This is a genomic window from Thiohalomonas denitrificans (genome assembly GCF_900102855.1).
In the GTDB taxonomy this organism is placed as follows: Bacteria; Pseudomonadota; Gammaproteobacteria; order Thiohalomonadales; family Thiohalomonadaceae; genus Thiohalomonas; species Thiohalomonas denitrificans.
The window spans coordinates 196101-216023 of record NZ_FMWD01000003.1 but is presented as its reverse complement, the minus strand read 5'-3'; the positions used below and the strand labels follow the sequence as shown (position 1 = coordinate 216023).

17 protein-coding genes are annotated in these 19923 nt (G+C 60.5%); 6 read left to right on the top strand and 11 right to left on the bottom strand.

All coding sequences use genetic code 11. The features are described 5' to 3' along the window. From polX to BLP65_RS05730, 3 genes are all read right to left on the bottom strand, one after another. On the bottom strand, nucleotides 1-1719 hold the full coding sequence (gene polX / locus BLP65_RS05740; protein ID WP_092993818.1) for a DNA polymerase/3'-5' exonuclease PolX: 1719 nt from the start codon (nucleotides 1717-1719) through the stop codon (nucleotides 1-3). Nucleotides 1720-1848: 129 nt separating this feature from the next. Beyond that, nucleotides 1849-2178, bottom strand: a complete 330-nt coding sequence (locus BLP65_RS05735) for a hypothetical protein (RefSeq protein ID WP_092993815.1) — start codon at nucleotides 2176-2178, stop codon at nucleotides 1849-1851. 16 nt (nucleotides 2179-2194) lie between these two features. Next, the gene (locus BLP65_RS05730) at nucleotides 2195-2656 is read right to left on the bottom strand and encodes a hypothetical protein (protein WP_092993812.1); all 462 of its coding nucleotides are present in this window, start codon (nucleotides 2654-2656) and stop codon (nucleotides 2195-2197) included. Nucleotides 2657-2778: 122 nt separating this feature from the next. Here BLP65_RS05730 and BLP65_RS05725 point away from each other — a divergent pair, with 122 nt between their 5' ends. Next, nucleotides 2779-3918, top strand: a complete 1140-nt coding sequence (locus BLP65_RS05725; protein WP_092993809.1) for a site-2 protease family protein — start codon at nucleotides 2779-2781, stop codon at nucleotides 3916-3918. 99 nt (nucleotides 3919-4017) lie between these two features. Then, nucleotides 4018-6393 carry a phosphoenolpyruvate synthase gene (ppsA, locus tag BLP65_RS05720; protein WP_092993806.1) on the top strand — a complete coding sequence of 792 codons (2376 nt, stop codon included), beginning with the start codon at nucleotides 4018-4020 and terminating at the stop codon, nucleotides 6391-6393. Nucleotides 6394-6458: 65 nt separating this feature from the next. Here the strand turns inward: ppsA and BLP65_RS17290 are convergent, their stop codons facing one another. Next, entirely contained in the window at nucleotides 6459-6593 is a 135-nt protein-coding gene (locus BLP65_RS17290; protein ID WP_281180169.1) for a hypothetical protein, read from the bottom strand. Nucleotides 6594-6755: 162 nt separating this feature from the next. Between BLP65_RS17290 and cmoB the strand changes: the two genes are divergently transcribed. Further along, the gene (gene cmoB / locus BLP65_RS05715) at nucleotides 6756-7730 is read left to right on the top strand and encodes a tRNA 5-methoxyuridine(34)/uridine 5-oxyacetic acid(34) synthase CmoB (protein WP_092993803.1); all 975 of its coding nucleotides are present in this window, start codon (nucleotides 6756-6758) and stop codon (nucleotides 7728-7730) included. Between the two features lie 126 nt (nucleotides 7731-7856). On the opposite strand, the gene guaB is transcribed toward cmoB, so the two are convergent. Continuing rightward, complete coding sequence (guaB, locus tag BLP65_RS05710) at nucleotides 7857-9317, bottom strand: IMP dehydrogenase (RefSeq protein WP_092993800.1); 1461 nt, start codon at nucleotides 9315-9317, stop codon at nucleotides 7857-7859. 267 nt (nucleotides 9318-9584) lie between these two features. Here guaB and BLP65_RS05705 point away from each other — a divergent pair, with 267 nt between their 5' ends. The 3 genes from BLP65_RS05705 (at nucleotide 9585) to BLP65_RS05695 (ending at nucleotide 12226) form a co-directional block, all read left to right on the top strand. Next, a complete protein-coding gene (locus tag BLP65_RS05705; protein ID WP_092993797.1) occupies nucleotides 9585-9890 on the top strand; it encodes a hypothetical protein in 306 nt (101 codons plus the stop codon). 136 nt (nucleotides 9891-10026) lie between these two features. Next, nucleotides 10027-11385, top strand: a complete 1359-nt coding sequence (xseA, locus tag BLP65_RS05700) for an exodeoxyribonuclease VII large subunit (RefSeq protein WP_092993794.1) — start codon at nucleotides 10027-10029, stop codon at nucleotides 11383-11385. Then, a complete protein-coding gene (locus BLP65_RS05695; RefSeq protein WP_092993791.1) occupies nucleotides 11375-12226 on the top strand; it encodes a peptidoglycan DD-metalloendopeptidase family protein in 852 nt (283 codons plus the stop codon). Before xseA ends, BLP65_RS05695 begins: the two co-directional genes overlap by 11 nt. A 5-nt stretch (nucleotides 12227-12231) precedes the next feature. On the opposite strand, the gene BLP65_RS05690 is transcribed toward BLP65_RS05695, so the two are convergent. From BLP65_RS05690 to ispG, 6 genes are all read right to left on the bottom strand, one after another. Next, complete coding sequence (locus BLP65_RS05690; protein ID WP_092993788.1) at nucleotides 12232-14028, bottom strand: adenosylcobalamin-dependent ribonucleoside-diphosphate reductase; 1797 nt, start codon at nucleotides 14026-14028, stop codon at nucleotides 12232-12234. A 48-nt stretch (nucleotides 14029-14076) separates the two neighbouring features. After that, the gene (der, locus tag BLP65_RS05685) at nucleotides 14077-15486 is read right to left on the bottom strand and encodes a ribosome biogenesis GTPase Der (RefSeq protein ID WP_092993785.1); all 1410 of its coding nucleotides are present in this window, start codon (nucleotides 15484-15486) and stop codon (nucleotides 14077-14079) included. Between the two features lie 160 nt (nucleotides 15487-15646). Next, nucleotides 15647-16792, bottom strand: coding sequence for an outer membrane protein assembly factor BamB (gene bamB / locus BLP65_RS05680; protein ID WP_092993782.1), 1146 nt, complete (start codon nucleotides 16790-16792; stop codon nucleotides 15647-15649). After that, nucleotides 16789-17427, bottom strand: coding sequence for a YfgM family protein (locus BLP65_RS05675; protein ID WP_092993779.1), 639 nt, complete (start codon nucleotides 17425-17427; stop codon nucleotides 16789-16791). The genes bamB and BLP65_RS05675 overlap by 4 nt, the downstream gene beginning before the upstream one ends. Before the next feature lie 21 nt (nucleotides 17428-17448). After that, nucleotides 17449-18732, bottom strand: a complete 1284-nt coding sequence (gene hisS, locus BLP65_RS05670; RefSeq protein ID WP_092993776.1) for a histidine--tRNA ligase — start codon at nucleotides 18730-18732, stop codon at nucleotides 17449-17451. A gap of 102 nt (nucleotides 18733-18834) precedes the next feature. After that, nucleotides 18835-19923 carry a flavodoxin-dependent (E)-4-hydroxy-3-methylbut-2-enyl-diphosphate synthase gene (ispG, locus tag BLP65_RS05665; RefSeq protein ID WP_092993773.1) on the bottom strand — a complete coding sequence of 363 codons (1089 nt, stop codon included), beginning with the start codon at nucleotides 19921-19923 and terminating at the stop codon, nucleotides 18835-18837.

Genomic DNA, 19923 nt, shown 5'->3' with positions numbered 1-19923 from the left:
TCAGGTATTACGTAGCAATTTCAACAATTCCGGCAGCGGCCGGGTGTTGATCACGTCCTGCTTTTCCAGCCAGCCGCGGCGTGCCTGGCCGATCCCGAAACGAATTCCCGCAAGTCCCGAATCAGAGTGGGCATCGGTGGAAATGGCCAGTTTCGCGCCTTTCTCCTTTGCCAATTGGCAGGCAGTGTCGGTCAGGTCCAGCCGATCGGGCTGGGCATTTACCTCCAGGAAGCGGCCGCGTTCGACGGCGCCTGTGATGATGCGTTCCAGGTCCATTGGATACGGATCCCGTTTATTCAGGAGGCGCCCGCTCGGATGGCCCAGGATGCGAAAGTGCGGATTGTCCATCGCGCGCAGGATTCGTTCAGTCTGTTGCGCCTCGGGGAGATTGAAGCGGGAGTGTACCGAACAGACTGTAATATCCAGTTCGCGAAGAATCTCATCCGGCAGATCGAGACGTCCATCCTCCAGAATATCCACTTCGCTCCCCTTGAGGATCCGGATGTCGTCATACTGCTCCTGAAGCCGATCGATGGCCTGCAACTGCTTCCGTAACCGTTCAACGTCCAGACCTTTTGCGACGGTCACCGCCTGGGAGTGATCGGTGATCGCGAGGTATTCGTATCCTCGCTCCCGGGCCGCATCAACCATCGATTCAAGACCACTACGTCCATCCGTGGCGTTGGTATGGGCATGCAAATCCCCCCGGATGTCCTCGATCCGAATCAGCTCCGGAAGCCGCCCGTTTCTGGCGGCATCGACCTCGCCCCGATCCTCTCTCAGTTCCGGCTCGATAAATGGCAAGTCGACCGCAGCGAATACCTCGGCCTCGGTTCGCCCGGCGATCCGCTGATCGCCGCTGAATACACCGTACTCGTTGATCCTGAGGCCGCGCGCCATCCCCAGCTTCCTTATCGCAATATTGTGCGCCTTGGATCCGGTAAAGTAGTGCAGCGCAGCACCGTAACTGATCTCGGGAACCACACGCAGGTCCACCTGTAGCCCGCTGCGCAGGCGCACCGAAGAACGGGTTTCCCCCTGCGAGAGGATCGTCTCGACCGACTCGAAAGATGTAAACCACTTCCCGACGGGTACTCCCGGACGACAGGTTACCAGTACGTCCAGGTCACCGACCGTCTCCCGGCGGCGGCGATAACTGCCGGCCACGGTCACCTGCTTTACGCCTTGCAGGCCGGACAGGAAACGCTCCAGATGTACTGCGGTCTCTTCGGCATCGGCAATCAGGGTTCGCCCCTGGGTGCCACGAAGCCGCTTCAGGCCATTGCGGACCAGCTCCTCGGTCCGTGCACCGAAGCCCGGAAGTTCGCGCACTCTCCCCTGATCGACAGCCTTCTCCAGGTCTTCGAGGCTGTTGACCTGAAGGGATTCATGGAGGGCCTTGACCCGTCGTGGGCCGAGGCCCTCGATTTGCGTCAGTTCACTCAACGCCCGGGGGACCCGCTTCTCCACCTCCTCGAGCAGGGGGAGCGTCCCGGTTTCGCTGACAGTCCGAATCTTTCCGGCCAGGTCCTTGCCGATACCGGGATACTGCGAAAGATCACGCCCCTCCCGAACCATCATCGCCACGTTCTGGGAGATACTGTCGACTACGCGCGCGGCATTGCGATAGGCCCGTACCCGGAACGGATTGGCACCTTCAATCTCCAGAAGGTCAGCCAGGGTATCAAAGGTGTGAGCAATTTCCCGGTTCTCACGCATCGGCAATCACCACCGCAAGACGATCTTGAATGGCTGACAGGGGAAAAACGATAGGACGGGATGACAGGGCTTCATCTGCTCCACCAACGTAGCCCGGCCTTCAGCCGACGCCAGGCATAATCTGCGCTATCAGTCCTCTGCCTGAATCGTGAGATGTGGCGCCGGACTCTGGATCGAAACCCTGGCGTGACGCTCGCGCGCAAGAGGCAGAAAGACCCGCAAGTCGGCCAGTTGTCCGATTTCAGCAATCTGTTCGAGCAGCTCCGCATCGCCCTGCTGATCGATCTGCTCCACCTGCGTCTCCCGTGCGCCGGAAGAGAGGTGCGAAAATACTGCATGGTGCAATTCTGCCGGCATCTCTATCTCGACATGGCCTTTTTCCCTGAACAATTCAACCGCCGAATCAAGCGACCCCTGTCCACCCCAGAACACCCGGTTTTCGGGATCTTGCCTTCGCATAAACTCCTCCCGGCTTTCAAAGCCCCTGATCGATACGCTGCAATGCAATGCGGTAGACTTGCGCCCGCTCCTGGTCGCCTTTCTGCTCGCTCTCCGCCATTTGGTTCCGCAATCCCTGCCGCAGGATCTTCACGTAATGCCAGGAGCCCGGGTGCGGCGTCAGCAGCTGTGTGGCAGCCGGAAGCAGAATCAAAAGGAAGAACCCGAAACCACCCAGAACCCATCGCCAGTCAAGAACCGCCAGACCGTAGCCGAGGACGCTCACAGTGAGGATGTTTTCGACAATGCCCAAGCGGGCATACCAGGGTGCCCGCAGATGCAGACTGACACCTTTCGGTAGCTCAGGGCTCAGCTTATAATCCAGTATTCGTGCTGTCTCCCGAGTATGTTTGGCATAGGCGCTAAACCACGCCACAATCAACCAGAAAGCCAGATACGCTACAGCGAACCCGTTAATGGCTCCACCAAATGGGTTCAAAGCCCTGCTCCTTAGACGCTCCTCCCCTAAAGATATCAGTAAAAGCGGAACTTGCCGGTTCGAGGACTCCACTACACTCTGCGATAAGAGCCGGGGGCTCATAGCCGCACAGGATGAGGCCAATGTTCGGGAAACGTATCAAGCTGTTTCGACTGCTCGGTTTCGAAGTACGTATCGACCTGAGCTGGCTTTTTCTAGGTCTGCTCGTCGCATGGTCTCTCGCCTACGGTCTGTTTCCTTTCCTGGTTCCCGAACTGACCCTGACACAGTACTGGAGCATGGCAGTCGCCGGTGTCGTCGGCCTGCTGGTCTCCATCGTTCTGCACGAATTCTCTCACTCGATCGTGGCACGCCGTTATGGAATGCCCATCGACGGCATCACCCTGTTCATCTTTGGCGGTGTAGCGGAGATGGAGGATGAACCACCGAGTGCGAAAGCGGAATTCATGATGGCGGTGGCCGGTCCGATTGCCAGTGCTATGTTGGCGTGGGGCTTTTTCCAGCTCTATACATTCAGCGGCGCCATGAGCCTGCCACCAACGGTTGCCGGTGTAATCCTCTATCTCGCCTATTTGAACTTTTTGCTGGCCGCGTTCAACGTCATACCGGCCTTCCCCCTCGACGGGGGACGGATCCTGCGCTCCATTCTGTGGGGGATACGCAAGGATCTGGATTGGGCTACCCGCGTTGCAGTACAGATTGGAGCGGGCTTTGGATGGGTGCTGGTGGCATTGGGAATCTGGGCGTTATTCAACGGCAACCCGGTAGGAGGCGTCTGGTGGATTCTCATTGGACTGTTCCTGAGAACAGCTGCTTACGGCAGCTATCGCCAGATGAAAATCAAGGAGCGCCTCAAAGGTGTACCGGTACAGTCCCTGATGGATCGCTATCCGGTCCGGGTTCCGTCGAACACCTCTCTTTCCGATCTTGTGAACCGTTTTTCACAGGGCTATCCACACACGATGTTTCCGGTGGTCGAAGAGGATCGCCTGGTGGGTTGTGTCGATGCGAATCTCGCTAAACGGGTCCCGCGGTCGGAATGGAATGAACACACGGTGATGGACTACGCCCACGGCTGTCCGGTGGAGGATTCACTGACACCGGATTCCGATGCGGAGAGCGCCCTGTCGGCGATGAGCCGCCGCGGTGATCAACTGCTGATGATTGTCGAACACGGCATCTTGCGCGGCACTCTTTCGCTCGCCGATCTGCGGCGCCGAGTGACCATGGATTCAGATGCTTCCGAACAGTGGCGGGCCTGAGCTGTCCAGCATCCGCGGCGATGGATAGAGGTACCGCACCGTCCTGCCGGTCCGGTGGGGCCGAACGCCCTGGCTCACGAAAGAACCAAGGAGATCAACATGGCTGACGAAAATGCCCTGACGCTGCCGTTTTCCGAGTTGCGCTCCACCGACACTGCCATCGTCGGTGGCAAGAACGCTTCACTTGGAGAGATGATCGCCTCTCTCAAGGAAACCGGCATTACCGTCCCCGACGGATTCGCCACAACGGCTCATGCCTATCGCGAGTTTCTTCGACACAACCATCTGGACGGTGCAATAGCCGATGTGGTCGGCGCCAGAAACAGCGACAACCTGTCGGAGTCCGGAAAAAAAATTCGACACATGTTCGACAAGGCGAAATTTCCGCCGCGCCTGGAACAGGAGATCCGGGAGGGTTACCGGCAATTGGGCGATGGTGAAGAGATCTCGGTTGCGGTGCGTTCGAGTGCGACAGCCGAAGATCTCCCAGCCGCCTCGTTCGCCGGCCAGCAGGAGAGCTTCCTGAATATCCGCGGTGAAGAGGCGCTGCTGGATGCCTGCCGGAAATGCTACGCCTCGCTGTTCACCGCTCGCGCCATCAGCTATCGCGAAAACCAGGGCTTCGACCATCTCGAAGTTGCCCTCTCGATTGGCATTCAGCACATGGTCCGTTCCGACCTCGGAGGCGCCGGTGTCATGTTCTCCATTGATACCGAAACCGGCTTCTCCGAGGCGGTACTGATTAATGCCTCCTGGGGGCTGGGCGAGCTGGTGGTTCAGGGTTCGGTCGATCCCGATGAGTACCGGGTCTTCAAACCCCTGCTGGATCAGCCACAATTCCGGCCGGTACTGGAACGGCGACTCGGCAACAAGAGCAACAAGATGATCTACGCCGGAGGCGGGGATGAGCCCACCCGGAAAATACCTACCGACGAAAGTGAGCGCAACGCGTTCGTGCTCACGGATACAGAGGCCATGCAGCTGGCACAGTGGGCGGTGATCATCGAGCGCCATTATGATCGTCCTATGGATATCGAATGGGCCAAAGACGGGGAGACAGGGAAGCTCTGGGTGGTTCAGGCGCGTCCCGAAACTGTCCAGTCGCAACGCGGCACCCAAATGCTAAAGAGCTATACGCTGAAAAACAAAGGCAAGGAGCTGGTGCGCGGACTCTCGGTCGGTGATGCGATTGCCTCGGGAAAGGTTTGCCAGCTCGCCAGTCCCGATGAGATTGGCCAGTTTGAAGATGGGGCGATTCTCGTCACACCCATGACCGACCCCGATTGGGTTCCGGTCATGAAAAAGGCCGCGGCGATTGTCACCGATCACGGCGGGCGCACCTCCCATGCCGCCATCGTCAGTCGGGAGCTGGGCGTGCCCGCGGTGGTAGGGACCGGAAATGCGTCCTCGGTACTGAAGTCGGGGCAGGAAGTGACCGTCTCCTGTGCCGAGGGGGATGAAGGTTTCATCTACGAAGGAACGGTCGATTTCGAGGCTCGTGACCTTGCACTGGAAAACGTTCCCGAGACCAAAACCGCGGTGATGCTGAATCTGGCCAATCCCTCTGCGGCTCTCCAGTGGTGGCGGTTACCTGCCGACGGGGTGGGCCTTGCACGCATGGAATTCATCATCAACAACCTGATCAAAGTCCATCCGATGGCATTGGTCGAACCCAATCGGGTGGCGGACGATTCGGACCGACAGAAGATCGCCGAATTGACTCGCGCCTTCGACGAACCTACCGACTACTTCGTCGAGACCCTGGCACGAGGGATCAGCATGATCGCCGCTTCGCGCTGGCCGAATCCGGTGATCGTCCGCATGAGCGATTTCAAGACCAACGAGTACGCGGAATTGCTGGGGGGAAGGGCCTTTGAGCCCAAAGAGGAGAATCCCATGCTCGGCTGGCGGGGCGCCAGCCGCTATTACCACGAAGGCTACGAGAAGGGCTTCGCACTGGAGTGCCGCGCCATCAAAATGGCCCGGGAAGAACTGGGCCTGTCGAACATTTTGGTGATGATCCCGTTCTGCAGGACCTTGAAGGAGGCCGATCGGGTGCTGGAGAGCATGGCCGGACACGGCCTGGTACGAGGCCAGTCAGGTCTCGCGATCTATGTAATGTGCGAGATCCCCTCCAATGTGATCCTGGCCGAACAGTTTGCCCAGCGTTTCGACGGCTTCTCCATCGGCAGCAATGACCTTACCCAGCTCACGCTTGGTGTCGACCGGGATTCCGACCGGCTATCCGGCCTGTTCGATGAACAGGATGAGGCGGTCAAGGTACTGATCAGTCAGGTCATCGAACGTGCCCATCGACACGATTGCAAGGTCGGCCTGTGCGGGCAGGCGCCCAGTGATCACCCCGAATTCGCCCGGTTCCTGGTGGAATCCGGGATCGATTCGATCTCGGTCAACCCGGACAGCTTCATTCGCGTCAAGGAGCAGGTCGCCGCCACGGAACGAGGACAGCAATAGGCAACCAGGAGCCTGTCGGACTGCGCAAAAAGCAAGTCCGACAGGCCACTGTATATCTCTGCCAATCAGGTATGGCAGTCACCGCCGATGCCGCGCTTCAAGAAGCAGCGGGCATAGGGATAGATGAGCGCTGCAGCGGCCAAACTGACCAGTGCAAACAGGATGGCGGGAACGGCGGTAAGGATTCCGACGGTGATCATGGCGAGCTCCTCGTTGATGTATATCAAGACTCGATATCAGCATATGCTAAACCACTAACATATGCAACCCCCCTATGGCGCGCAGGGTTAAAAGCAGGGCCAATCCGACCGGATGCCGGTGCTCGCTGCGCTCCGGCAACATGGGGTGGTAAAATCCCTGCCATGTCCGATCCCGACTATGAAGCGCTCTACAGCGCCCTCGCCAAGACGCCATTGTCCCACTGGCCGAACCGGTTGCGCAGCAAGGTCGAGGTTGCGCTCGACCCGGCAAGGCACGGCAATCTCCGGGCCTGGCAAACCGTCCTCGGGGACCTTCCGGGGATCACACCGTCCTCGGTCGACTTGACTGCCGACTGCCCACGTATTGGCGACTCCAACCAATTATCATCCGAGGAACGTGAACGTCTCGTCGGGCAACTCAAGGCGTTTCATCCCTGGCGCAAGGGTCCGTTCTGCCTGTTCGGTATTCACCTCGATACCGAATGGCGCTCCGACTGGAAGTGGAATCGACTCCGGGACACCCTGGACCTCAAGGGAAAACGCATCCTCGATGTGGGGTGCGGCAACGGCTATTACGGCTGGCGCATGCTCGGCGACGGTGCCGACCTGGTGGTCGGGGTCGATCCGACCCTCCGGTTCGTGATGCAGTATGCGGCCCTCACCCGCTTTGTCGGACCCCTCGCGAATTACGTCCTGCCGCTCAGGCTCGAAGACCTGCCCGAGGGCAACGGCGGCTTCGACACCGTATTCTCAATGGGGGTGCTCTATCATCGCCGCAACCCGCTGGAACATTTGGCGCAACTGAAGGCCCATCTGGGCAAGGATGGGCAACTGGTGCTGGAGACGCTGGTTATCGAGGGCGAAACGAATTCCGTACTGGTACCGGAAGGCCGCTACGCAAAGATGCGCAATGTCTGGAATATCCCTTCGGTCGCCACGCTGGAGGGCTGGATGCGCGAGGCGGGTCTTCGGGACGTCCATACCGTAGATGTCACGCCAACCACGGTTGAGGAGCAGCGTCCCACCGAATGGATGACATTCCACTCCCTGCCCCACTTCCTTGAGCCGGGAAACCCGAAGCGAACCGTGGAGGGACACCCGGCACCCGTTCGGGCCGTGGTGATTGGCGACCTTTGACCCGAAGCCGCAAACGACAAGACACCGAAGGTCGATCAGAAGGTGCTGCAGGGGACTTCCCTCAGCCACGCTCCCGGTCGCCCCGGTGTCTCTCGTTCTTCGGCGGTTTACCTAACGGGCGCAGGGTCAGACCCGGTAGTTGGGGGCTTCCTTGGTGATCTGCACGTCGTGGACATGGCTTTCGCGCATGCCGGCGCCGGTGACCCGAACGAATTCGGGCCTGGTGCGCATCTCTTCGATGGTGCAGCAGCCGGTATAGCCCATGGAAGAGCGCAAACCGCCGAGCAACTGGTGGATTACCGGCTGCAGCGGACCCTTGTAGGGAACGCGCCCTTCGATCCCTTCAGGCACCAGTTTGTCGGCCTCGGATCCCTCCTGGAAGTAGCGGTCCGACGAGCCCTGCGAGCCGCCCATGGCTCCCATAGAGCCCATGCCGCGGTAGGACTTGTAGGAGCGACCCTGGAACAGCTCAACTTCTCCCGGAGCCTCCTCGGTACCGGCAAACATCGAACCCATCATTACGCAGTCAGCGCCGGCCACAATCGCCTTGGACATATCCCCGGAGTAGCGGATACCACCATCGGCGATAATCGGAACCCCGGTGCCTTCGAGGGCGCTGGCGACGTTATCAATAGCGGTGATCTGCGGTACACCCACACCGGCAACGATACGGGTGGTACAGATGGAACCCGGACCGATACCGACCTTGACGCCGTCGGCGCCGGCCTCGACCAGAGCCCTGGCGGCGGCACCGGTGGCGATATTTCCGCCGATGACCTGGACGTCGGGGTAGAGCTTCTTGACCCAGGCGACCCGATCCAGCACACCCTGCGAGTGGCCATGGGCGGTGTCGATCACCAGCACGTCAACGCCCGCGGCAACCAGCGCTGCCACCCGCTCGTCAGTGCCGGCGCCAACGCTCACGGCCGCGCCGCAGCGCAAACGCCCCTGATCATCCTTGCAGGCGTAGGGCTTGTCGGTCGCCTTCTGGATGTCCTTCACGGTGACCAGGCCACGCAGGTGAAAATCATCATCAACGACCAGCACCTTCTCGACCCGGTGCTTGTGAAACAGCTCGAGGATTTCGTTCGGCTCGGCCCCCTCCTTCACCGTCACCAGCTTCTCCTTGCCGGTCATGATGGTGGAGACCGGGGCATCGAAATGGGTCTCGAAACGCAGGTCGCGGTTGGTAACGATGCCGACCAGCCGGTCGCCGTCGACTACCGGCACACCGGAGATGTTATTGGCGCGGGTCAACTCCAGGACGTCCCGAATCGAGGTGTCCGGCGAGATCGTAATCGGGTCCTTGATGACACCGGTTTCGTATTTCTTGACCTTGCGAACCTCGCTGGCCTGCTGTTCCACAGTCATGTTTTTGTGAATGATGCCGACTCCGCCTTCCTGGGCAATAGCGATGGCCAGGCGGCCCTCGGTCACCGTATCCATGGCCGCGGAGACCAGTGGGATATTCAAGGTGATGTTGCGGGTCAGCTTGGTCCTCAAGTCCACATCCTTTGGAAGGATATTCGAGTGGGCCGGAATCAGTAAAACGTCGTCGAAGGTCAGAGCTTCCTGAGCAATGCGCATAGGTTCAATCCAGAAGCGTTGGCGATTGAATAAACATTCCATATTACTCTTTGACTGTGTCTTAGTAAACGGTAGCCACAATCCACCAATAGCATCTATGATGTTTGGTAGTCGTGGACAAGCCGTTTTGCCGCCCCCTGAAGCACATCGCCAGAGCGAACCTGGTGGTATTTCCAGATGGGAAGCGGTCGGCAATCCCGACGCCAGCCGGAAAAATCCGGTGACGAAAAATAAATATGACCCACAGAAATGAGGAGGATGTCCCCTATGAAAACGCTTGTTAGCCTCGCGGCTGCATCGCTACTGGTCACCGCCTGCGTGTCCTCACCTGCAGAAGAACCGATGGAACCGGCGACGGCGAAGGATGTCTCGGCCGCCGTAGAGGCCGCTGAAGCGGCTCGCAAGCAGGCAGCCTCAGTCGGCCATGAGTGGCGCGACACGGGCAAACTCATCGATAACGCCCGTTCCCTGATGGAAGAAGGCAAGTACGACGAAGCCATGGCGCTCGCGGAACAGGCCGAATCGCAGGGTGAACTCGCTTACAAGCAGTGGCAGATCGAGTCCAGCAGGTAATCGATCCGTAGCCTGGAACGTGTAGCGGGGCCCGCTTTGGCCGGCCCCGCCGCATTTTTGAAAGAAACCATCCGGATTCGTCCTGATCGCCCCGAACCAGGCCCTTCCCGAAGGGCGTGTGGGTTAGACTGTCGCCATGGCATACCAGCCCCAATCCCAATTCCCTCCCGACCGGGAGGTTTTCACCGTCTCGCGCCTCAATCGAGAGGTGCGCTCGCTGCTCGAGCTGAGCCTGCCGCTGATCTGGCTCGAGGGTGAACTGTCCAACCTGGCCCGGCCCGGCTCCGGGCACCTCTATTTTTCACTGAAGGACGAGAACGCCCAGGTGCGCTGCGCCATGTTCCGCACGCGCAATATGCACCTTCGTTTCCGTCCTGAAAATGGCACCCATGTACTGGTACGGGCGCGCGTGGGACTCTACGAAGCACGCGGCGAGTATCAACTAATCATCGAACACATGGAGGAGGCCGGTGACGGCGCCCTTCGCCGCCAGTTCGAAGCGCTCAAGGCCCGGCTGGCCCAGGAGGGACTGTTCGACGCATCGGCAAAACGGCCCCTGCCCGACCTGCCCCGGCAAATCGGCATCGTTACCTCCCCGACCGGGGCCGCTGTGCGCGATATCCTGACGGTTTTGCGGCGACGTTTCCCCGCCATTCCGGTCATCATCTACCCGGTACCGGTCCAGGGTGCCGGAGCGGGCCGGGAGATCGCCAGGATGCTCGCCAGGGCGGGTGAACGCAACGAATGCGATGTACTCATCGTCACCCGCGGCGGCGGCTCTCTGGAGGACCTCTGGGCCTTCAACGATGAGGTGCTGGCCCGAGCCATCCGTAATAGCCCGATCCCGGTCGTCAGTGCCGTAGGGCATGAAATCGACTTTACCATCGCCGACTTTGCGGCGGACCTGCGTGCCCCGACACCCTCTGCGGCGGCAGAGGTCGTCAGCCCCGATCGCATCGAATGGCTGGAGCGAGTGAGCACCAGAAAGGTCCGGCTGCGGCGCTGCATGGATTCACGGTTGCAGCAGAGTGGTCAGCGCCTGCACTGGCTGGAAAAGCGACTCAAGCATCCGGGACGCCGACTCATGGAGATTGCACAAAGGCTGGATGAGACGGAACAGCGGATGCGGCGCGCCCAGCGCGGGCATCTACGACACCTGGCGGCCCGCCTGGATCAGACCCGTGCTCATCTGGCCCGGGTGGCCCCGGTTCACCGACTGCAGCGCCTGGAAGCACATCGCTGCGAATTGGAAAGGCGCCTGCACGTGGCCACCGAACACCGCCGTGAACGCGCGGCACAGCGGCTGGCAGCCGCTGCCCGGGCACTGAATTCAGTGAGTCCGCTATCCACCCTGTCCCGTGGTTATGCCATTGTAAGCCGTGAAGACCACACCGTTGTCCACCGAACTACCGACGTCAGAACCGGTGACCGGATTATCGCCCGCCTGCATGAGGGGCGCCTGGTCTGCCGTGTGGAGGAGACCTATGACGACTAGCCGTATTATCCGGTTCATCTTGCTGACCCTCATGGCCGCACCACTGGCGGCAGTGGCCCTGCCCCGTGCCGATCTGGTTCCCGGGGGGGTCGCGGTCATCCCGCTGGCTTCCAGCGATAGCGGAAAGCCGGAAGTCACCTACAAGGATCGTAAGGTGATGGTGGTGCCCGATAACGGCCGCTGGACGGCAGTGATCGGCATCGGTCTCTCGGCCAAACCGGGACGACATGTCGTCACGATCAAGCGTGACGGCGCTACCGCGACCGTCGGCTTTCGCGTACGCGACAAACAGTATGAATCGCAGTACATCACGCTAAAGAACAAACGTCAGGTCAACCCCTACAAGGACGACCTGAAGCGCATTCGCGATGAACAGACCCGCTCCCGTAAGGCGTTTGCCACCTGGACCGAGCAGGAAGTGGCAACAAGCCGGTTCCTACTGCCTGTCGACGGTGTCGTCACGGGCACCTTCGGCAAGCGCCGCTTCTTCAACAAACAGCCGCGTCGGCCCCACAGCGGGCTCGATCTCGCGGCCCCGACCGGTACGCCCGTCCAGTCACCCGCGGCCGGCCGGGTGGTCGAAGTCGGGGACTATTTCTTCAACGGCAAGGTGGTATTCATCGACCACGGGCAGGGGCTGATCACGATGTTCTGCCACATGGATAGCATCGATGTGGCAGTGAACGACATCCTGGAGCCGGGACAGATCGTGGGCGAGGTCGGGGCGACCGGCCGCGTGACCGGGCCGCATCTGCACTGGACGGTGAGCCTGAACGACGCCCGCGTCGATCCGGCCCTGTTTCTTTCGGGTGACAGCGTGGCGTCACTGGACGGGATCTGAGCCGCTCAATCGCTTTCCCGTTCGATCCCGCAGCAAGGTGCAGCACTTTCACTCGCCTCCAGAATGGCGCCGGTCACCGGGTTGGGACGGAAGGTGGTGCAACCTTTGAGGTCGAGGTCATGGGCGCGCCGGTAGATCTCCTTGAACCGCTCGAAGGGGAAGTCCTGCGGCACGTTGATGGTCTTCGAGATGGCACTATCGACGTAGGGCTGCAGAGCGGCCTGCATGGCCAGGTGCGCCTCGGGATTGACCTCATCCACCTGAATGAACGCAGGGGAAAGAGGGGCGTCACCATGCTGCTCTTTCCAGATACGCCAGGCATAATCGGTGACCGCGTGGGTCGAGCGACGGCCGTTACGCTCCAGCACATGTCGCTGAAACCAGTAACGAAATACCGGTTCAAGACCCGAGGAGACGTTGTCCGCCAGCAGACTGATGGTGCCAGTCGGGGCGATGGCGGTGAGATGGCTGTTACGGATACCGTAGCGGGCAATCTCCGCACGAATATCCGGCGGCAGAGCGCCGATAAACTCACCTGCCAGATACCTGTCACGTTCGAACGAGGGGAACACGCCCTTCTCCTTCGCCAGTCCAACAGAGGTGCGATAGGCCGAATGGCAGACGGTAGCCATGGCCGATTCGGCAAGCTGCCGGGCCCCTTCCGAGTCGTACCTGAGGCCCAACATGATCAGCGTATCGGCCAGACCGGTAATCCCCAGACCGATGCGACGACTGCCGCGAACCTGTTCGGCCTGGGCCGCCAGCGGAAAGCGTGAAGTTTCGATGACGTTGTCCAGCAACCGCACCGCCACGCCGGTGGTCTGACCGATACCCTCCAGATCCAGATGTGCCGTAGGCCGGAACGGGTCGCGAACGAACCGGGTGAGGTTGATCGAACCCAGATCGCAGGCGCCATAGGGCGGTAACGGGATCTCTCCACAGGGGTTGGTGGCAGTGATCCGCTCGCGGTACCAGAGATTGTTGGTACGGTTCACCCGATCCACAAACAGCACGCCCGGCTCGGCGTTATCGAAGGTGGCGCGCATGATCCGATTCCAGAGCTGGCGGGCAGAAACACGCCGGAGAACCCGGCAGGGAACCGGTTGGTCATAACCCGGCCACTCACGCTCCAGCAGATCGCCGGCCGCCTCGTCCAGCGCCTCGGCCGGAAACAGCAGCGGCCATTCGAGATCCGCCTGTACCGCTTCCATGAAGGCGTCGGAGACCTGAATGGAAAGGTTGAAACGGGTCAGTTCGCCGCTTCTGCGTTTGGCATCAATGAATTCTTCGATATCGGGATGGTCAATGCGCAGCGTTGCCATCATGGCGCCGCGCCGGGCCCCGGTGGAGAGGATGGTCGCGCACATGCTGTCCCAGATGCGCATAAAGGAAACCGGGCCCGAGGCGATGGTGCCACTGTGATGGGCGGGGGTACCGCGCGGCCGCAGGGTGGAAAAGTCGTAGCCGACACCGCCTCCCTGCTGCATGGTGAGGGCCCCTTCCTTGAGCGCCTCGAAGATCCCGTCCATCGAATCCTCGATGATACCCATGACAAAGCAGTTGAAGAGGGTCACCTGCTTTTGTGTTCCGGTGCCCGCGAGAATTCGCCCACCGGGCAGAAACCGGAAATCCTCGAGGATGCCGTAGAAGCGCTCCTCCCATTTCAGAGGTTCCACTTCCGAGGCCGACAGCGAGCGTGCGACACGTCTCCAGGTATCGGCAATGGAAGCCTCACCCGGCTGGCGGTACTTGGAGTCCCAGATCGTACGGCCGATATCCGTGGCGAAGAAATCGCGTTCCATACCCGCATCCTAGGCCCGCAACTAGCAACTCGCCACTAGCCACTGTCCCTATCGACGCTTGCTCTTTTTCTCTTTCTTTTTCACGTGCTGCATCAAGCGCCGCTTACGACCTTTCTGACGCTCGGTCAGCTCATTCTTGCGACCGGCATAGGGGTTGTCGCCGGAGCGGTATTCAATGCGTACCGGGGTGCCGTGGAGCTTCAACTGCTCCCGGAAAAACTTTTCCAGGTAGCGGCTATAGCTACCGGGTACCGAATCGGTACGGCTACCGTGAATGATGATGGTCGGCGGATTGCGCCCCCCCTGATGGGCATAGCGCAACTTGATACGGGAACCCTGAACCAGTGGAGGCTGGTGGTTTGCAACGGCGGTCTCCAGCAGCTTGGTCAGCTTCGGAGTGGGGATGTCGCTGTTCGCGGCCCGATAGGCGCGGTTGACCGAGCCGAACAGATTGCCGACCCCGGTGCCGTGCAGGGCCGAGATATAGTGCAGCGGCGCGAAGTCGAGAAACGGCAGTTTCCTGTCGATATCACGGCGTACCTTCTCCTTCTGGTACTGGTCCAGACCGTCCCATTTGTTGACGGCCACCACCAGCGCCCGTCCAGAATCCAGGGCGAAGCCGAGCAGGTGCGCATCCTGTTCGGTAATTCCGTCGCGCGCGTCCAGCACCATGATCACCACGTGGGCGTCGGAAATGGCCTGAAGGGTCTTGATGATACTGAACTTCTCGATCGCCTCCCTGACCCGACCGCGACGACGCACTCCGGCCGTATCAATCAAAAGATAGGGCTGGCCGTCACGTGCAAAGGGAACTCGAATGCTGTCGCGGGTGGTACCGGGCATGTCGAACACGATCACCCGCTCCTCACCCATGATGCGGTTGACCAGCGTCGACTTGCCTACATTGGGCCGACCGATGATCGCGACACGGATCCCCTCCTCCGCGTCGGCCTCACCTTCCTCCGGTGTCGGAAATGTCTCCAGAACCCGGTTCATCATCGATCGTACACCGCGACCGTGAGCCGCCGCGATCTGATACGGCTCCCCTATCCCGAGCGCGTGGAAGTCGCTGGCAGCCACATCCGGGTCGATGCCATCGACCTTGTTGACAGCCAGGTAGACCGGCTTGCCACACTGACGCAGAAAGTCGGCGATCACCTGATCCGCGGCATTAAGACCGGCGCGACCGTCGACCAGGAAGACAACGGCATCGGACTCGTCGATGGCGAGTCGCGCCTGACGAGCCATAATGCTGTCGATCCCCTCCTTTTCTCCGGAGAGACCACCCGTATCCACGACCAGGTAGGGGCGTTCGCCCAATTGCCCGGTACCGTATTTACGGTCACGGGTGAGGCCGGGGAAATCCGCCACAAGGGCGTCGCGGGAACGCGTCAGACAATTGAACAGGGTGGATTTGCCCACATTGGGGCGACCCACCAAAGCTATCACCGGTTTCATGTTTCCAACTCGAAATCTTCACCGCAAAGGAGCGCACGAAAGTCAGAGGTGTTTCGCGCCCGCCGCAATCCGCTACCGATCGCGACTGCACCTCCACAGGCCACAATAATTTCCGACGCCACCGGCGTCTTTGTGGTGAATTGATGAAACATCCGCGTAGCTAGTTCGGTTGGACGCGGAAGGCGGCCAACCGACCGTCGGCATCGATCACAAAGACCTGATCGCCATCGACGACAGGAGCCGCCAGGACCGGAGCGCTGCCGACCTTGTCACGCGCCACAATGCTCCCGTCTGCCTGCGACAGCCAATGCAGATAGCCGTCCAGGTCACCGACTACCAGAAAGTCGCCTTGCGGAACCGGTGCGGTCAGACGTCGCGCATGGAGCTTGTCACTGCGCCAGAGCGTGCCGCCGTTATAGCGCGCCAGGGCCCAGACATCGCTGCTGTCATCGATCACCAGAACTGCTTCACGGGTCACCCCGACCGCTTTGTGGGAGGGAATATCCCGCGTCCACAGCAGCTGTCCGTTGCGAAGCGCCACAGTGGCTATGCGCCCCTGATAGGCCGCCACATGGGCAACGCCTTCGCGGATCACCGGAGCGGCATCAACATCCACCATGCGCTCCAGCTCAGTGCGGCCGCGGGGCACGGATACCGTAGCCCCCCAAACCGGAGTGCCGGTTTGCACGTTCACTGCCACCAGGCGTCCATTGGCGAAACCGGCCACGGCATGCCCGTCAAAAAAGGCCGGGGCTCCCACACCACGCAGGCTTAGCGTCGGTACCGGCTGGTTATAGCTCCAGCGCTGCTCGCCGCTGGCGGCGTCGAGGCCGAAAAGATTCCCGTCGACGGTGCGCACCAGGATGATATCGTCCCTTCGAACCGGAGGCGCCAGAACTTCGCTACTGACATCGGCCCGCCAGAGGCGGCTGCCATCCGTCTTCGAGACGGCGAATACCTCGGCATCACCACCCAGGAGAATCCTGTCGCCACCGTCACCGGGGCCACCGCTCAGTCCTGCTTCGAGCGAGGTTGTCCACAAGCGCTTGCCGCTGTCGCGCTCAAAGGCACTGACCCGCCCCTCGACATCGGCTGTGTAGATGGCATCGTCGGCGACCAGCGGACCCATTTCCAGATAGTGATCGCCAACCCCGCCCCCTGCGTCCGCAGACCAGAGTTCTTGCAATTCGAGTCTGGCTTCGAAGTCGGTCAGCTCCGCCGGCGATTCTGTCACCGGCAGCCCACCACCGCTACTGCAACCGGTAGCGACCCAAGCGGTTAGCATCAGCCCAAGAATACGCTTCACTCTTCAGCATCCTTCGTATCGGCCAGATTCTGGAGCTTCATGCTGACCACCTGTTGCTTGCCCGGGGCCTGATAGGCGGCCAGGGCATCGCTGTAAGCCGTGCGGGCGGCCTCACGGTTCCCCTGCTCCAGGTAGATATCGCCGCGCAGTTCATCGAAAGCCGCCCGATAACTGGCGCCACCCTGCTCAGCCAACGAAAGCGCCGTTTCCATATCACCCCTGCTCAACAGAACATGCCCGAGCCGCAGCCGCGCCAGCTCCTCGAGCTCCGGCTGTGAGGTGCTACCCATCACACGCCGCAGGTGGGCTTCCGCCTGCTCCAGGTCGTCCTCTTCAACGGCGATGCGCGCCATGGCCAGCGAAGCGAAATCCGCGTAGCTCGTGGAGGGATATTCCCCAACGATGGAACGACCAATCTCCATCGCCTGCTGGGGCTGTGTATCCAGCGCATTCATCATCTGTTCATACTGGACGGATGCCGCCTCAGCGCGGCCGGCCTGATTCGCACTCCAGGTCCGCCAACCGAAAACGGCCAGCAGGACGAGTGCCAACGCAATCAGCACCAGACGACCGTTTTCCTTCCACCAGCGCCGTAGCGCTTCGATCTGCTCTTCTTCTGTGCTGTAGACTTCCATTCGCTACTCCTCTAAACCCTGCTAGGGATGTTCCACCGTATCTTTCGACAGAAACTCCTCGATCTCATCGAGGGCAAGCGTTTTCTGCTCTGCGTCTTCACGCAAGAACTTGACCGTAATCGTGCCGTTTGCGGCCTCCTCTTCCCCGACGACCAGCGCCAGCCGGGCACCACTCTTGTCGGCTTTTTTGAACTGGCTCTTGAAACTGCCGCCGCCACAGTGCATCTCCAGACGCAGGGCCCCAACCGCACTACGCAGCCGCTCCGAGATGCCCAACGCCATTCGGGCCTCGACACCAGCGGCGACCACCAGATAGGCATGCGGCCGGTACCGATCCAGCGAAACCTCGACCTCGTCCAGCAGGGCGACCAGCCGTTCGATACCCATGGCGTAACCGACGGCTGGCGTCGGTTTGCCGCCCAGCTGTTCCACCAGTCCATCGAAACGTCCTCCGGCACATACCGTCCCCTGGGCCCCCAGTCTGTCGGTCACCCACTCGAACACGGTCTTGCCGTAGTAGTCCAGCCCCCGGACCAGACAGGGGTTGATCTCATACTCGATACCTACCTGGTCCAGAATCGCGAGCAACTCATCGAAGTGAATGCGCGACTCCTCGTCCAGATGCTCGGTAAGCTTGGGTGCCGCAGCAATGACCTCCGCCATGTCGGGATTTTTGCTATCGAGGATTCGTAGCGGATTGCTCTCCAGGCGGCGCCGGCTATCTTCGTCCAGGGCGTTGATGTTTTGCTCGAGATAGACCACCAGGCGTTCACGATAGGCTGCGCGAGCCTCACTGCTGCCCAGTGAATTCACCTGTAGTTTGACCGCATCCGCCAGGCCTAATTCCTTCCATAAGCGTGCGGTCATCAGGATCAGTTCGGCATCGACATCCGGCCCGGTCAGACCAAACACCTCCACCCCAACCTGCTGGAACTGACGATAGCGCCCCTTCTGGGGCCGCTCGTGACGAAACATCGGTCCTTTGTACCAGAGCTTCTGCGTCTGATTGTGCAGCAGCCCGTTCTGGATGGCAGCGCGCACACACCCCGCGGTTCCCTCCGGTCGCAAGGTCAGACTGTCGCCGTTGCGATCCTCGAAGGTATACATCTCCTTCTCGACGATGTCGGTTACCGCACCGATGGAGCGTTTGAATAGTTCCGTTTTCTCGACGATAGGCATGCGGATCTCGCTGTACCCGTAGCGGGCCAGCAGCTGATAGATCGTCTCCTCGAGAAACTGCCAACGCGGCGTCTCGTCCGGCAGGATGTCGTTCATCCCCCGGATCGCCTGAATGTTCTTACCCAACTGAACTCCCCTAAAAAATCAATTCACCGCAAAGGCGCCAAGGTCGCAAAGAAACGCGGGATCAAAGAAAGAGAATCCTTTGCGCTCTTTGCGTCTTTACGGTTAGCCCTCTTCTTCACGCCGGCGTTCGATTTCGGCGCGAATATTGCTTTCGAGCTCGTCCACCAGAGTCTTGTTATCCACTTTGTGGTCCGGCTTCCCCCCCACATAGAGCAGGTTGGGCTCACCGCCGACGATACCCAGATTGGCCTCGCGGGCCTCACCGGGCCCATTGACGACACAGCCTATCACTGCCACATCCAGCGGCTCCAGAATGTCTTCCAGACGCGCCTCCAGTTCATTGACGGTGCTGATGACGTCAAAGTTCTGCCGTGAACAGGAGGGACAGGCAATAAGGTTAATGCCCTTGCTGCGCAGGTGCAGGCTCTTCAGCATGTCGAAGCCGACCTTGATCTCCTCCACCGGATCCGCCGCGAGGGAGACCCGCAGGGTGTCGCCAATCCCTTCCGAAAGCAGCATTCCCATGCCGATGGCCGATTTTACGGTGCCGGAGCGCAGCCCCCCCGCCTCGGTAATCCCCAGGTGCAGGGGCTGCTCGATTTGTGCGGCCAGTTTGCGGTAGGCCTCCACCGTCATGAAGATCTCGGAAGCCTTGAGGCTGACCTTGAAATCGGGAAAGTCCAGTCGGTCGAGAATATCGATGTGCTTGAGCGCCGATTCAACCAAGGCATCGGCGGTTGGCTCGCCGTATTTCTTCTGCAGGTCCTTCTCCAACGAGCCGGCATTCACGCCGATGCGGATGGGGACCTGCGTATCGCGCGCCGCCTCCACCAGCGATCTCACGCGATCTTCGCGGCCGATATTGCCCGGATTGATGCGCAGGCAGTCGACGCCCAGCTCCAGCACACGAAGCGCGATGCGGTAGTCGAAATGAATATCTGCAATCAGCGGCACATTCACCTGCCGGCGAATCTTTCCGAACGCCTCCGCGGCATCCATCGTCGGCACCGACACGCGCACGAGATCCGCCCCCACCGCTTCCAGCGCCTTCACCTGAGCCACCGTGGCGGCTACGTCGTGGGTATCGGTGTTGGTCATGCTCTGGACTGAAATCGGCGCATCACCACCGACGGGCACCGAACCCACGTGAATCTGCCGGGTCTTGCGGCGTTGAATGGGAGTAAAGGTCAT

What these genes read in the sequence shown, in the direction of transcription:
- polX (WP_092993818.1), bottom strand. Translation starts at nt 1,719, where the DNA reads ATGCGTGAGAACCGGGAAATTGCTCACACCTTTGATACCCTGGCTGAC.
- BLP65_RS05735 (WP_092993815.1), bottom strand. Translation starts at nt 2,178, where the DNA reads ATGCGAAGGCAAGATCCCGAAAACCGGGTGTTCTGGGGTGGACAGGGG.
- BLP65_RS05725 (WP_092993809.1), top strand. Translation starts at nt 2,779, where the DNA reads ATGTTCGGGAAACGTATCAAGCTGTTTCGACTGCTCGGTTTCGAAGTA.
- ppsA (WP_092993806.1), top strand. Translation starts at nt 4,018, where the DNA reads ATGGCTGACGAAAATGCCCTGACGCTGCCGTTTTCCGAGTTGCGCTCC.
- BLP65_RS17290 (WP_281180169.1), bottom strand. Translation starts at nt 6,593, where the DNA reads ATGATCACCGTCGGAATCCTTACCGCCGTTCCCGCCATCCTGTTTGCA.
- cmoB (WP_092993803.1), top strand. Translation starts at nt 6,756, where the DNA reads ATGTCCGATCCCGACTATGAAGCGCTCTACAGCGCCCTCGCCAAGACG.
- guaB (WP_092993800.1), bottom strand. Translation starts at nt 9,317, where the DNA reads ATGCGCATTGCTCAGGAAGCTCTGACCTTCGACGACGTTTTACTGATT.
- BLP65_RS05705 (WP_092993797.1), top strand. Translation starts at nt 9,585, where the DNA reads ATGAAAACGCTTGTTAGCCTCGCGGCTGCATCGCTACTGGTCACCGCC.
- xseA (WP_092993794.1), top strand. Translation starts at nt 10,027, where the DNA reads ATGGCATACCAGCCCCAATCCCAATTCCCTCCCGACCGGGAGGTTTTC.
- BLP65_RS05695 (WP_092993791.1), top strand. Translation starts at nt 11,375, where the DNA reads ATGACGACTAGCCGTATTATCCGGTTCATCTTGCTGACCCTCATGGCC.
- BLP65_RS05690 (WP_092993788.1), bottom strand. Translation starts at nt 14,028, where the DNA reads ATGGAACGCGATTTCTTCGCCACGGATATCGGCCGTACGATCTGGGAC.
- der (WP_092993785.1), bottom strand. Translation starts at nt 15,486, where the DNA reads ATGAAACCGGTGATAGCTTTGGTGGGTCGCCCCAATGTGGGCAAATCC.
- BLP65_RS05675 (WP_092993779.1), bottom strand. Translation starts at nt 17,427, where the DNA reads ATGGAAGTCTACAGCACAGAAGAAGAGCAGATCGAAGCGCTACGGCGC.
- ispG (WP_092993773.1), bottom strand. Translation starts at nt 19,923, where the DNA reads ATGACCTTTACTCCCATTCAACGCCGCAAGACCCGGCAGATTCACGTG.